Genomic DNA, 12,378 nt, shown 5'->3' with positions numbered 1-12,378 from the left:
AATTTGATATTTGTTGTATAGCTTACGCCAAATCACAATCATCGCCTTACTTCGATGAGATCGTGACATGCCATTTTTACCCATCAATCCTGATGTTGACCCGCTGCTTGCCATTGGACTGGCCGGGCTTGCAGTCATCATCGCCTATACGTTATTTACGCTGGTCGGCTTTGGCTCGGCATTGCTGGCCAGTCCGCCATTGGCGCAAATCATGCCGGTGGCCAGCGTGATTCCCTTGCTCGCATTGCTTGATTGCGGAGGTTCAATTGTTCGTGCGTGGAATTCGCGGCGCGAGGTTGCAATCTCCGAACTCTATCTTCTGGTGCCAGGAATGCTGATCGGGCAGGTGTTGGGTGTGAGTATCCTGGCCATGCTTCCTGCGGCGATCATGGGCGTGTTGCTAGGCTGTTTTGTGATCGGCTACGGTGCACGCAATCTTCTGTTGAGCTGGAGACCTGGCCAGCGTTCTGGTAGATCGATGCATGCCATCCCGCATGGTATTTTTGGCGGACTCCTTGGCGGGGCTTTTGGTAGTGGCGGTTTTATCTATGCCAGTTATCTGCAAACCAAGCTGGAAAGTCGTTCGGCATTTCGTGCGACTCAGGCGGTGATGATCGGGTTATCAACCGCCTGGCGTCTGGTGCTTTGCGCTGTGGGCGGATTGCTGAATGGCAAGCTCTTCCTGATGGCGCTACTGATGCTTCCAGCTGCATTGCTTGGCGGTGTTATCGGACGACACATCGACCTTCGGCTGTCGCGCGAGGGGCTCGGGCGGGTGTTGAATTTTTTGCTCTTGCTGGGCGGGCTACTTTTGGTTGTGCGCCATATTCCCCAGTTCTGAGTGACAGAAAAGCAGGATGAAAAAAAGCCGACCCGTTGTTTTTGGTCGGCTTTTTCGCGTAGACCGCGAAATCTTTCGGTATCGAAAGCTTAGGCGGGCAAGGGATCGGCGTTGCCGAGAGCAACCGTGTTCATGCCGCCATCGACGTACATGATTTCACCGGTAACACCGCTGGCCAGATCGGACAGCATGAAGGCGGCGGCATTGCCAACTTCCTCGATGGTCACGTTGCGGCGCAACGGGGCATTGTGGGAGTTGTAAGCCAGCAGCTTGCCAAAGTTACCAATACCAGAGGCCGCCAGGGTCTTGATCGGGCCGGCCGAAATGGCGTTGGCACGAATGCCTTCAGGGCCGAGGCAGAAAGCCAGGTAGCGTGTTGCTGCTTCCAGGCTGGCCTTGGCCAGACCCATGGTGTTGTAGTTCGGCATGGTGCGTTCGGCGCCAAGGTAGGAGAGGGCCAGTGCGGCGCTCTTGCGACCTTGCATCATCGGACGTGCAGCCTTGACCAAGGCGGGATAGCTGTACGAAGAAATTTCGTGGGCGATACGGAAGGCGTCACGTGTGATGCCCTCAAGAAAATCACCTTCAATGGCTTCGGTCGGTGCGTAGGCAATGGAGTGAACCAGGCCATCCAGACCATCCCAGCGTTTTGCCAGTTCAGCGAACAGATTGTTGATCTGCTCGTCGCTGCTGACGTCGACCGGAATGGTGATGTCACTACCGAATTCGGCAGCAAATTTTTTGATGCGGTCTTCAAAACGCTCGTTCTGGTACGTGAAGGCAAGTTGAGCGCCTTCACGATGGCAGGCCTTGGCAATGCCGTAGGCAATGGAGTGCTTGGAAAGCAGACCGGTGATCAGAATTTTCTTGTCGGCGAGAAAGCCCATATATTGTTCTCCCTAAGGGGTTTAGCCTCAGGATTATAAAGCATCACATGTTCGGATAGGTTGGTCCTTCGCCACCTTGTGGCACCACCCAGTTAATATTTTGTGTCGGATCCTTGATGTCGCAGGTTTTGCAATGCACGCAGTTTTGGGCATTGATCTGCAATCGTGCATTGTTACCCGACTCGTCACGCAGGATTTCATAAACGCCCGCCGGGCAGAAACGCTGTTCCGGGGCGTCATAGCGCGCCAGGTTGACGCTGATCGGCACACTGGCATCCTTGAGCTGCAAGTGGCAGGGCTGGTCTTCCTCGTGATTCGTGCTCGACAGGAAAACCGAGGACAGACGGTCGAAGGTCAATACGCCATCCGGCTTCGGATAGCTGATCGGCTCGCATTCAGAAGCTGGCTTGAGCTTGGCGTGATCAGGTGTCGCGTTGCGCAGCGTCCATGGTGCCTTGCCGCCGAAAATCAACTGGTCGATGCCGAACATGATTGAACCCAATTTCAGGCCCTTGCTCATCCATGGCTTGAAGTTGCGGGCTTGATGCAATTCTTCGTGCAGCCAGCTGTTTTTGAATGCGTTTGGATAGGTAGCCAGTTCATCATGTTGCCGCTCGGTGCTCAGCGCTTCGAAGCAGGCTTCGGCTGCGAGCATGCCGGACTTGATGGCACAGTGTGAGCCCTTGATGCGCGCTGCATTGAGGAAGCCTGCGTCATCGCCGACCAGGACGCCGCCCGGGAAGGCCAGTTTGGGCAGAGACTGGATGCCACCGGCGGTGAGCGCCCGTGCGCCATAGGCGACGCGTTTGCCTCCCTCAAGAAACTTGCGAATCTCCGGGTGTGTCTTGAAGCGCTGGAATTCTTCGTAGGGTGAAAGATGCGGATTGCTGTAGCCCAGCCCGACGACAAAGCCCACGGCAACCTGGTTGCCTTCAAGGTGATAAAGAAAGCCGCCGCCGTAGGTGTCTGGCTGCATCGGCCAGCCTCCGCTATGGACGACCAGGCCGAGCTGGTGTTGCTCGGGCTTGATTTCCCAGAGTTCCTTGAGACCGATACCGTAGGTTTGTGGATCTACACCATCGCGCAGATTGAATTTTTCTTCGAGTTGTTTACCCAGGTGGCCACGGCAGCCTTCGGCAAAAAAAGTGTATTTGCCGTGGAGCTCCATACCCATCTGAAAATTGGGGCCTTCGGAGCCATCGTGCAAACGGCCCATGTCGCCTGTCGCCACGCCCTTGACCGAGCCATCATCGTTGAACAGGACTTCCGAACCGGCAAACCCCGGATAGATTTCGACACCCAGTGCTTCTGCCTGCTCGCCTAGCCACCGACAGACGTTGCCCAGTGAAATGACGTAATTGCCTTCGTTGTGGAAACATTTGGGCAATAGACTGTTCGGAACCTTGGTTGAGCCTGTTTCTGAAAGAATGAAGAAACGGTCTTCGCTGACGGGGGCATTGAGGGGCGCACCATCTTCTTTCCAGTTGGGAAATAGTTCGGTCAGTGCCCGGGGATCCATGACAGCGCCGGAGAGAATGTGGGCGCCAATTTCTGCGCCTTTCTCGATCAGGCAGACCGAAATTTCCTGTCCTTTTTCGGCGGCAAGCTGTTTGAGTCGAATGGCCGAGGCCAGCCCGGCCGGGCCGCCGCCAACGACGACGGCGTCAAATTCCATGGCTTCGCGTTCCATGATGTCTCCTTGGTTTTATATTGTGACGTTGTAAACAATACGGTACAGTATGGAATAACTTAGATCAACCCCTTCGAATTATCAAGGCTATGGAACACAGCAAGAAACTTATTCACATCACGAAGATGCCAATTCGCTGGGGCGACATGGATGCTTACGGGCACGTTAACAACACGGTCTATTTTCGCTACATGGAGCAAGCCCGGGTCGAATGGCTGGAAGATTTGAAGGTCGAAGTACGTCCAGGTGGGTTGGGGCCAGTCATTATCAATGCCAGCTGTACCTTCCTTGTGCCGCTGAATTATCCGGGCATGGTCGAGGTTCGTACCTTTGTTGGCGTACCGGGGCGATCCAGCGTCCAGACTTATGTCGAGATGCGACTCGAAGGCAATGAAACCCTATATGCCGAAGGGGCCGCCAAGGTCGTCTGGATGGATACGCAAACCGGCAAATCGGCGCCGATTCCGGATCATGTCAGAGCGGTGATCGAAGCCGCCTGAAGCTCAGGTAAACTGGCGCTCATGAGCCAAAGAAAAATCTGGGAAAAACTTTTGTCTGCTGATCGTCCAGGGGCCGGAAAAGCGCCTGGAACGCCTGAGCGTACCCCGTTTCAGCAGGATTATGACCGCATCGTCTTTACTTCGGCCTTCCGGCGCATGAAGGACAAGACGCAGGTTTTTCCGCTGTCCAAGAGCGATTATGTCCGGACCCGGCTGACGCACAGCCTTGAAGCCAGTTGTGTCGGGCGTTCGCTGGGGGCCGTGGTTGGGCGCGAGATCATCGCCCGGCATGGCCTGCAGCATGTCGAATCAGGCGACTTCGGAGCGATTGTTGCTGCCGCTTGTCTGGCGCACGACATTGGTAATCCGCCTTTTGGCCACGCGGGCGAAGACGCCATCCGCGAGTGGTTTCGAACCTCCGGGTTGCTCGAACGCCATCCTTTTACGCCTGCCCAGCGCGCTGATTTCGAGCTTTATGAAGGTAATGCGCAGGGTTTCCGGATCGTTACCCGTCTTCAGAACCCGGCGAACCCGGGGTTGCAGTTAACGAGTGCTGTTCTGGCGACATTTACCAAATATCCACGGCCATCACATCTTGAAACATCGCTGGATGGGAAAAGCAGCAAGAAATTCGGCTTTTTCCAACAGGATGCGGCGGCTTTCGAAGGTGTTGCGCGGTCGACGGGGCTGGTTGAACGAATTCCAGGGCAAGCCTGGCGGCGCCATCCCTTGGCTTTCCTTGTCGAGGTGGCCGACGATACCTGTTACCTGATTGTCGATCTTGAGGACGCAGCCAAGCTTGGCTTCGTGCCGTATCGCGATGCCGAGTGCCTGCTGGCCGATCTGGCGGGTGACTCGGTCAGTGGTGGCCGGATGGATCGCTTGCATGACCCGAAAGAAAGACTCGAGTATTTGCGTGCCAAGGCGATTGGTCGCTTGCTCGATAGTGCGGCCGCTGTGTTCCTTGAAAATGAGGAAGCCATCCTGAATGGTCGGTTTGATGATGAATTGCTTGAGCAATCCCCGATCGCCATTCCGCTTCAGGCTGTGCTGAAACTGGCCAAGGAAACCATTTATACCGCGCGACCTGCGCTGGAAATTGAAACGGCCGGTTTTGAAGTGCTGGGTGCCTTGCTTGGCTTGTTCAGCAATGCGGTCGAAGCGAAGGCCGGGCATGCCCGATTTACCACGCGCGAACGAATGCTTCTCAAACTACTGCCAGCCCAGTTCCTGGGGCACGGTGGCGAGCCGGATGCGGACCCGTATGTCCGTCTGCTGCAAGTTGCCGATTTTGTGGCCGGCATGACCGACTCGTACGCGGTCGACATGTACCGGAAATTGAAGGGCTTTGCGCTGCCCAGCTGAATCCCGGGGCATGAGTGCTATGATCGCGCCCCCCGCCTGAAAGCGGGGGCCTTTGCGGTGCATGATGCTTGCCCCGGAGAGCGCCTGAACTCCCGATTTAAGTGCCGACCACATGATTATTTACGATTTGAGCTGTTCCAACGACCATCGTTTTGAGGGTTGGTTTCAAAGTGCCGATGATTTTGTTTCGCAACAAAATCGCCGGCTGGTGACCTGTCCTTGTTGCGATAGCCACGATGTGCGCCGCCTGCCATCGGCTGTTGCAATAGCGACGCATCGTTCCGCGCCGGTCGAAGCGCCTGTTTCTTCGCCCAAGAGCGTGCCAAGCTCCGCGATGATGCCTGCCGGTGCGCAGGCCATGGCCTTGTATCAACAACTTGTTCAAGCCATGGCCGCCGAGAGCGAGAATGTTGGGACGGCTTTTGCTGAAGAGGCGCGAAAAATTCATTACAACGAAGCTCCCGAACGTGCGATTCGCGGTCAGGCCACCGAGGATGAGTGCGAAGCTTTGCGTGACGAGGGAATTCCGGTGCTTCGCTTGCCGACCGTCAAGGATGAGGATCTGAACTGAGCCGCACAGGCTTTGCTGCGGTCAACTTCCCGTAGACGGGAAAATCAATCGGCTGGCGACGTTAGTCGATCTGCGTATTTGCGCTTCTCTGTCGCCGAGAGTTTCTTGGTCCGGTATTCCGCTTTCGATGCAGATGAGCGGTCCGGGTGTGCTTCGTAGCCGAGTAGTCTGAGCGGCGGGTGCGCGCGTGTATAGCGAGCCCCTTTTCCCTGTGCATGGGCGGCGTACCGTGCGGCAATATCAACGGTAATTCCTGTGTAGATACTGCCATCGACACATTCGATCAAGTAGAGAAACCAGGGCTTGGCAGCTTTCATGCAAGGGGCCGCGTTTGACTGGCTTCCAAGGGGTTGCCGTTCACAATCAAGCGTAAAAGTGCAGGCATGCGATCAACCACCAAGTCGGTGCTGTCGATGTTCAAGCGATGGTGTCTTTCATTTGACGATTTCATAAATCGATCTTGACCATGCCAGCCTGTTTGTCTAACGTGGAAGCACTTATGCATTTATCAAATCGAGTTGCTCATGGCCGACAAGCTTGCTTTGCAGGAAAGTAAAGAATTTCAATTGAAGGTTCTGTGGTCTGGGACAGAGGGTGTTCCCGGTGTGACGGATCGCGAAATATTCATGCGGGTGACTCAAGTGATTGCCGAGTGTGTACTTCGCTTGGCAAGGGGAGGGGAAACCACCCTGGCTTTCAACGAAGCGTCCTGGCTGCGCGAGGGTATCCGTTTCGATACGCCAGGGAAAGTATTTAAACAGCAGAACCTGACGCTGGCCATTGAAGCGACGGATCAACTGACCAAGCTCAAGTGCAAGCAACATCAATTCGTCCCTGAGCTGTTATTCGACAAGCCCAAGCATTCCGTCTGCTTTCCGCACCTTGCGACGGCTGCCCAATACAAAAAACATGCGACAAAATTCAAGCTTGAGCAGGATCTGCATTTCAGCAACCTGAAATACTGTGCATCCGGCTCGCTGTTTCTTAAAGGACGCCAGACGAACGTCAAAAAAGTGGGGTTCTTTGCCGATTATTTTCCAGCACTTGCTCAGATAGCCTCGCCCCAAACCAAACTTGAGGAAGTTTCCCATTGGGATGAATTTGTCTTTGATGACATGCGTACTGCGTGGGGCGGTGTGGATCTGACCTCCTGGATGTTGGTTAATCGCTGGCAACACAACAGCAGCAAGTTACTGGAGTCGGAACTATCCTTCAAGGTCGAAAAAACAATGCAGGGCGATTGGGATTACAAGCTTCTCAAGCAGGCTTCTGCACTTTATCTCGCGCTACAACAGTCCGGCATTTTCCAAGCGGTGCCGCCAATATTTTTCTACGACGATCCGGTTTCATCACGGCCCATCATGTTGGTCGAAGCATGATTACCCAGGCTTTCCGGCGAATTGATGCAGTCCTGGCCTTGCTCTTTTGCCTGACAGCAGTGCCTGCAACTGCAGCAGAACTTGTGCTGCGTTTTGCCAGCTACGCTACGGAGCGTCCGTCGGAGGAACTGCGCAAAATGGAGCCGTTCCAGAAAGAGGTCGAGCGTGGTTTGCGTGAGAGGGGCGTGACTGCCAAGGTCGAAGTACGGATTTACCCAACGTACGATGAGGCAATTCAGGCCCTGCATCTGGGCGAGGTCGACTTTTCCCGCCTGGGGCCGGTCAATTACGTCCTGGCAAAACAGAAAGCGCCCAAACTGATCTTGTTGGCATGCGAAGGCCATGGCGGAGACAAGGCGTTTTCTGGTGTCATCGTTGTTTCGAATACTTCCAACATTCATTCGATTGCCGATTTGCGAGGCAAAAAATTCGCTTTCGGCGACCCAACATCAACAACTGGGCGATATTTGCCTCAGGCCGAACTGGTCAAGGCGGGGCTGACCATTCGCGATCTGGCTTCCTATGATTATTTGGGGCGTCACGACAAGGTGGTTTTTGCCGTTGCGGCGGGTGCGTTCGATGCTGGTGCAACCAATGAACGAACCTTTCAAAAGTATGCGGTCGACAAGGGGCTGCGTGAACTCGCCCGCTTTCCATCGCCAACCCAGGCCTGGGTTGCACGGGGGGAGTTGGATCGCGAGGTTGTCAAGGCATTGCGGTCTACGCTTTTTTCGATGAAAGGGGCTGCCTTGGAATACATCGATCGCAATGGTTTTTTACCGAGCAATGACAGCGACTACGATGAGCTGAGGAAGACGATGAAGCTTGTTCGGGCTTTTGGAGGGTAAAAGCGCTATTGTTCAGCGGCTTCGGGAAAGATCCCGACCGATGGCACCAAGCATCTCTGCTGATTTGTCGATCGCATCTTCAAGATAGCCTTGATAAAAATCGGGCAAACGCAATCCGACGATCGGTGTAGCAAGCGGCTCGCCACCGGGACCATAAAAAGCCACCACCGGGACAAACCCTATTTTTTCCTGGCGGACAAATGTGGCGTGAGTGGATGATCGACCGTTGAAATCAGTCAGCGGCATCCCACTGTCCTGGTCTATTTGCCGGATGACAATCCGGTTTTTATAGCGAGGATCCTGCAACAGTGGTTTCAAGTGATCTCGCCTGACAATCTCGCAAAACTTGCAGTCCTGGCGACTGAACAGAATGATGAGCGGCCCCTTTTTTTGATAGGCAAGGCGAGATTCACTTTGCAGATCATGTGCTTTGTCGATTTGAGTTACTTGCGCAAACGCCGAGCAAAAGCCGGCTGTCAGGCAATAGAACAACAGAAAACAGATCAGGGAGTGCCGAGGCTTGCGGGGCTTTTGCTGCATTTCAGTTGTCGAACCGGTAGTAGTGTTTGTTTAACCAGTCTGCGACACTTTCTTCCTCTTCCGGGAACCAGCCGGCGTTGACCGTGGCGTTGCATGAAGCAACCCGTTGCTGTATCTCCAGTTTATTGGACAGCAGACGACCGTCACGGGTGTACATCTTGCTGCCATCCTGACCATACATGCGGATGTGGCAACTGGTACAGGATTTATCATGAAGCAGTCTGGCGGCTTGTAGTTGCGGGGTTTCAGCTTGTGCGCCGAAGGTGGTCATCAAGGCGATCAGCAAGGTAATCAATCGCATGCGTTTTCTCTTTGAGGGTGAATAAGGGAAGGGTCAAAATCCGGCAGCTTCTGCTTCAAGGTAGGCCAGGCTCACATATTTTCCGATGTTGCTGTCAAAACCTTTGGTGTCGAGCGAGCGGCTGGCAACACGCGAATCTCTGAGAACCAGTTTCTTGGCCTCTTCAAGTCCCAGGCCATCCTTGATGGCTTGCTCGCACGGACGATAAATTCCCTCGAATAGTTCGCGATTCCATTGGAGAACCTGGGCGCTGGCTTTTCCATGTCCAGGGAGCCAGAGATTGGCACCTGTCTTTTCCAGTCCTTCGTAGGCTTTCAGCGTACCGAGATAAGAGCCATCGTCCATGTTGGCAATTCGCCGGTCCATGGCGACGTCGCCCACCAGTACCAGTTTGTCTTCCAGCACCTCGACGCACAGGTCATAGGGCGTGTGCACGGTTCCGAAGTGATGCATGCGCAGCGTCACGTCACCATATTTCAATTCGCTGCCATGTTCCAGGGGATGAGTTGGTGGCACTACGCGTGTGCCCAGGGTGGCCTGGTTAGTCCATTGCTCCATCAAGGTTCGCCACATGTTGCCTTGAACCCCTTGTACCGCCTTGATTGTTCCTGGATGGGCGTAGATCGGCAGGCTTTCACCATAAGTTTCAACGTAAGCGTGATTGCCGAGCCAATGATCGCCGTGGTAATGGGTGTTAATGATTGCCACGACAGGCTTTTTGAAAGCCCGTCGAGCTTGCCTGATGGCCATCTCTCCGATTTGCACCGAGGCGCCTGAATCCACAACGATCAAACCTTTTGCGGTGTTCACAAAAGTGATGTTGCACATCATTCCCTGGTTTTCCGGGGTGGGAAAACCATCGGGTGAGTGGATCATCCAGACATGTTTCGAGACTTGCAGGAGCGGATGGTCTTTCACGACCGGCCCACGGACAAAATCATCAACCTCCCTGGCAAATGCACCGATTGTTTGCCAAGGCATGAATTCAATCGCTGAGAGGGTTGAAAAAGCGGCTGTACTTTGAAGAAAACGACGGCGGTTCATCAAGGTCTCCTGGCAATCGCAGCGTAAAATTCGTACTTGATTGTCTGAATGGTATTTTTGCTGGTAACGGAAGCTTCTTCCGTATTCGATTGAAAGCTAAGTGTAAGCGAATTATTATTTAATAATAAACAACTAATATTTAATCAATGGGGTGGCTTCGTGGGAAATAAAAAAACTCTTCTCTTGTGTGCAGGTGTCTTGCTCACTGCACTGAATGCACCAGTTTTTGCTGATGCAAAGGCGGATCAGGCAAGGGCGGCGGAGATCGTTTCCGGGCGTTGTTTTCTATGTCACGGACTAGAAGGTGAATCAGCCAGTGCTGTTTTCCCGAGACTTGCCGGGCAGCATTCCGAGTACATTGCGAAGCAATTGGGCGACTTCAAGTCCGGCAAGCGCAAGAGCGACACGATGAAGCCGCAGGCTGATGAACTGACGCCGGAGGAAATGAAGTCACTCGGTACTTTTTTTGAAGCCAAGACAGCCAAGCCCCGGCAAGGCAAGGATGCCGAATTGCTTGCTGTCGGAAAATTCATCTTTACCCGCGGCAACCAGTTTTCCGGTCTTCCTTCCTGTGCCAGTTGCCATGGTGCCAAGGGTTACGGTACGCCGCTGTTGCCGCGTCTGGCTGGACAACATCCGCGTTACATCGAAGACCAGTTGAAACAGTTCAACAAGCGGGAACGCACCAACGACAATGCGGTGATGCACACCATTGCATCCAAACTCTCGGAACTTGAAACGCATGCTGTGGCCGAGTACATCGCAACGCTGGATTGAGATTCACGACAGCCGATAAAAAAAGGCCGCATTTGCGGTTTCAGACTGCTGACGAACCCCCGATTTTTCGGGGGTTTTGTTTTTCTGGTTGGAAATCAGGGAGACTCCTGGCTTCAAGCCGAAGCGAGGCGGATTCTGAAATTCAGGTTAGGAACCCCGATCTGCCAAAGATGGCGGGCGAATGGGGCGGCAAAACGGGTTCGTGCGAGGATTTTGGCCAATAAGGCTGCCGCCTTGCGGGCCAGCAACAGGGCCATCTTCTTCATGTTCTGACAGGCCGCCGAGAGCAGGCACTGCGCTTGCACCTTGGCCAAGCCACGGAAACGGGCGTAACGGTGGCCGTGCAACTCCTTGGCATCGGCAAAGCTGCGCTCCACTGTTTCCTTGCGCCGGGCGTACAGCCGTTTGCCCAGGTCGCTCAGGCGATTGGCGTTGATCGCTTCCTTGAAACCTTCCCAGAGATGCCGGGTCACGAGCTTCTGATGGTTCCGGCTCTGCGTGCATTGCCCGCGCACGCCGCAATCGGCACACCGCGCCGGGTTCGAGGCGTATTCGCGATAACCCAGCCGGTTGGTCGTCCGGTACGGTAGAACCTCCCCGGCCGGGCAGCGGTAGCAGTCCTGGACCGCATCGTAGAGATAGTCCCGTTTGTAGAAATAGCCATCGCGGTGTGTGGGTCGCTTGTAGCCCATCACCCCGAACAGTGCCCGCTCGAGAATGCCCTTGCAGACTTGCGGGGTGAAATACCCGGCATCCAGCCCGACGGCGCCCACGGCCAGATCAAAGCGCTCCATGACCCGATCCAGGCGGGCAAGGTAGGGCTGGCTGTCATGGACATTGCCCGGCGTGACATGGGTATCGACGATCAAAGCATGCACGCCATCGACAGTCCGGTGATCCAGATAAAAGAAGCCGGTCGGCTTGTTGTCGCGGGCCATGAAACCTGCGTCGGGATCGACCGTGCTGACCTTGACCTCCTTCATCGGCGGTGTCGAATCATCGTCATCACGCTTGAGCGGCTTCTTGCCCGCGGCGGCTCGGTCCGTTTCGATGGCTGCATCCAGTTCGGCCAGGTAGGCCGCAGGGGTTTGCTCGACCTGATGCACCTCAAAATGCCGTTTGTTGGCATTCGCCTTCAGATGCGTGCTGTCCGTGTAAAGCACCCGCCCGCCAATCAGCTTATGCTCAATGGCTTGCTCGACAATCCCGTCGAAGATGCGTTGCTCAATGTCCGTCCCGACAAAGCGGCGACGCCGATTCTGCGACAGCGTCGAGGCATCCGGCACTTTGTCCGTCAGTCGAAAGCCGAGAAACCAGCGGTAAGCCACATTGACCTCGATTTCCTTCACCAGCCGTCGCTCGGAGCGAATCCCGAACAGGTAGCCAATGAACAACATCTTGAACAACACCACCGGATCAATCGCTGGTCGGCCATTGTTCTCGCAATACAGGTGCTGGGTCGCTTCACGAATGAAATCAAACCGGATGTGCTGGTCGAGCAGCCGGAGCAAGTGGTCTTTCGGGACCAATTGCTCCAACGTCACCATCTCCAGTTCCGTTTGGGCAGGGTAGACAGGCTTGAGCATGCCTGCATTATAAAAAATAAAGCCCCCAATCGCTTGGAGGCTTTGTCAG

The 12,378-nt window shown here is 54.7% G+C and carries 14 protein-coding genes; 7 read left to right on the top strand and 7 right to left on the bottom strand.

What is annotated here, in order from left to right; all coding sequences use genetic code 11:
• The first annotated feature begins 67 nt into the window (after positions 1-67).
• The gene (locus KI614_RS08510; protein ID WP_226404577.1) at positions 68-841 is read left to right on the top strand and encodes a sulfite exporter TauE/SafE family protein; all 774 of its coding nucleotides are present in this window, start codon (positions 68-70) and stop codon (positions 839-841) included.
• Positions 842-930: 89 nt separating this feature from the next.
• Here KI614_RS08510 and fabI read toward each other — a convergent pair whose 3' ends face one another.
• Both fabI and KI614_RS08500 read right to left on the bottom strand, forming a co-directional pair.
• Positions 931-1,728: an enoyl-ACP reductase FabI gene (gene fabI, locus KI614_RS08505; protein ID WP_226404575.1), complete on the bottom strand. Its 798-nt coding sequence runs from the start codon at positions 1,726-1,728 to the stop codon at positions 931-933.
• A gap of 43 nt (positions 1,729-1,771) precedes the next feature.
• Positions 1,772-3,418 (bottom strand): electron transfer flavoprotein-ubiquinone oxidoreductase, encoded by a 1,647-nt coding sequence (locus KI614_RS08500; protein WP_226404573.1) that lies wholly within the window; start codon positions 3,416-3,418, stop codon positions 1,772-1,774.
• Between the two features lie 89 nt (positions 3,419-3,507).
• Here KI614_RS08500 and KI614_RS08495 point away from each other — a divergent pair, with 89 nt between their 5' ends.
• The 3 genes from KI614_RS08495 to KI614_RS08485 all read left to right on the top strand — a co-directional run bounded on the left by KI614_RS08495 (position 3,508) and on the right by KI614_RS08485 (position 5,854).
• Positions 3,508-3,918 (top strand): acyl-CoA thioesterase, encoded by a 411-nt coding sequence (locus KI614_RS08495; protein ID WP_226404571.1) that lies wholly within the window; start codon positions 3,508-3,510, stop codon positions 3,916-3,918.
• Positions 3,919-3,939: 21 nt separating this feature from the next.
• A complete protein-coding gene (gene dgt / locus KI614_RS08490; protein WP_226404569.1) occupies positions 3,940-5,283 on the top strand; it encodes a dGTP triphosphohydrolase in 1,344 nt (447 codons plus the stop codon).
• A gap of 112 nt (positions 5,284-5,395) precedes the next feature.
• A complete protein-coding gene (locus KI614_RS08485; RefSeq protein WP_226404567.1) occupies positions 5,396-5,854 on the top strand; it encodes a DUF1178 family protein in 459 nt (152 codons plus the stop codon).
• Between the two features lie 44 nt (positions 5,855-5,898).
• Here KI614_RS08485 and KI614_RS08480 read toward each other — a convergent pair whose 3' ends face one another.
• Entirely contained in the window at positions 5,899-6,171 is a 273-nt protein-coding gene (locus KI614_RS08480) for a GIY-YIG nuclease family protein (protein ID WP_226404565.1), read from the bottom strand.
• A 207-nt stretch (positions 6,172-6,378) separates the two neighbouring features.
• Here KI614_RS08480 and KI614_RS08475 point away from each other — a divergent pair, with 207 nt between their 5' ends.
• Together KI614_RS08475 and phnD are read left to right on the top strand one after the other, a co-directional pair.
• Entirely contained in the window at positions 6,379-7,233 is an 855-nt protein-coding gene (locus tag KI614_RS08475) for a hypothetical protein (RefSeq protein WP_226404563.1), read from the top strand.
• Positions 7,230-8,081: a phosphate/phosphite/phosphonate ABC transporter substrate-binding protein gene (gene phnD, locus KI614_RS08470; protein WP_226404561.1), complete on the top strand. Its 852-nt coding sequence runs from the start codon at positions 7,230-7,232 to the stop codon at positions 8,079-8,081. The genes KI614_RS08475 and phnD overlap by 4 nt, the downstream gene beginning before the upstream one ends.
• Before the next feature lie 12 nt (positions 8,082-8,093).
• On the opposite strand, the gene KI614_RS08465 is transcribed toward phnD, so the two are convergent.
• The 3 genes from KI614_RS08465 to KI614_RS08455 are packed head-to-tail and all read right to left on the bottom strand — an operon-like array spanning position 8,094 to position 9,966.
• Entirely contained in the window at positions 8,094-8,621 is a 528-nt protein-coding gene (locus KI614_RS08465; protein ID WP_226404558.1) for a hypothetical protein, read from the bottom strand.
• A gap of 1 nt (position 8,622) precedes the next feature.
• The gene (locus KI614_RS08460; RefSeq protein ID WP_226404556.1) at positions 8,623-8,922 is read right to left on the bottom strand and encodes a cytochrome c; all 300 of its coding nucleotides are present in this window, start codon (positions 8,920-8,922) and stop codon (positions 8,623-8,625) included.
• 33 nt (positions 8,923-8,955) lie between these two features.
• Entirely contained in the window at positions 8,956-9,966 is a 1,011-nt protein-coding gene (locus KI614_RS08455; protein WP_226404554.1) for an MBL fold metallo-hydrolase, read from the bottom strand.
• Positions 9,967-10,125: 159 nt separating this feature from the next.
• Between KI614_RS08455 and KI614_RS08450 the strand changes: the two genes are divergently transcribed.
• Positions 10,126-10,743: a c-type cytochrome gene (locus KI614_RS08450; protein ID WP_226404552.1), complete on the top strand. Its 618-nt coding sequence runs from the start codon at positions 10,126-10,128 to the stop codon at positions 10,741-10,743.
• A 113-nt stretch (positions 10,744-10,856) separates the two neighbouring features.
• Here KI614_RS08450 and KI614_RS08445 read toward each other — a convergent pair whose 3' ends face one another.
• Complete coding sequence (locus tag KI614_RS08445) at positions 10,857-12,329, bottom strand: IS1182 family transposase (RefSeq protein WP_226404550.1); 1,473 nt, start codon at positions 12,327-12,329, stop codon at positions 10,857-10,859.
• Positions 12,330-12,378: the final 49 nt, after the last annotated feature.

This window comes from Dechloromonas denitrificans, assembly GCF_020510665.1.
GTDB lineage: Bacteria > Pseudomonadota > Gammaproteobacteria > Burkholderiales > Rhodocyclaceae > Azonexus > Azonexus denitrificans_B.
The sequence above is the reverse complement of the archived record's forward strand: the minus strand, read 5'-3'. Positions and strand labels throughout refer to the sequence as shown.

Coding starts and splice junctions, on each gene's coding strand:
- KI614_RS08485 (WP_226404567.1), top strand. CDS start 5,396: ATGATTATTTACGATTTGAGCTGTTCCAACGACCATCGTTTTGAGGGT.
- KI614_RS08500 (WP_226404573.1), bottom strand. CDS start 3,418: ATGGAACGCGAAGCCATGGAATTTGACGCCGTCGTCGTTGGCGGCGGC.
- KI614_RS08480 (WP_226404565.1), bottom strand. CDS start 6,171: ATGAAAGCTGCCAAGCCCTGGTTTCTCTACTTGATCGAATGTGTCGAT.
- phnD (WP_226404561.1), top strand. CDS start 7,230: ATGATTACCCAGGCTTTCCGGCGAATTGATGCAGTCCTGGCCTTGCTC.
- KI614_RS08445 (WP_226404550.1), bottom strand. CDS start 12,329: ATGCTCAAGCCTGTCTACCCTGCCCAAACGGAACTGGAGATGGTGACG.
- KI614_RS08495 (WP_226404571.1), top strand. CDS start 3,508: ATGGAACACAGCAAGAAACTTATTCACATCACGAAGATGCCAATTCGC.
- KI614_RS08460 (WP_226404556.1), bottom strand. CDS start 8,922: ATGCGATTGATTACCTTGCTGATCGCCTTGATGACCACCTTCGGCGCA.
- KI614_RS08510 (WP_226404577.1), top strand. CDS start 68: ATGCCATTTTTACCCATCAATCCTGATGTTGACCCGCTGCTTGCCATT.
- dgt (WP_226404569.1), top strand. CDS start 3,940: ATGAGCCAAAGAAAAATCTGGGAAAAACTTTTGTCTGCTGATCGTCCA.
- KI614_RS08475 (WP_226404563.1), top strand. CDS start 6,379: ATGGCCGACAAGCTTGCTTTGCAGGAAAGTAAAGAATTTCAATTGAAG.
- KI614_RS08455 (WP_226404554.1), bottom strand. CDS start 9,966: ATGAACCGCCGTCGTTTTCTTCAAAGTACAGCCGCTTTTTCAACCCTC.
- KI614_RS08465 (WP_226404558.1), bottom strand. CDS start 8,621: ATGCAGCAAAAGCCCCGCAAGCCTCGGCACTCCCTGATCTGTTTTCTG.
- fabI (WP_226404575.1), bottom strand. CDS start 1,728: ATGGGCTTTCTCGCCGACAAGAAAATTCTGATCACCGGTCTGCTTTCC.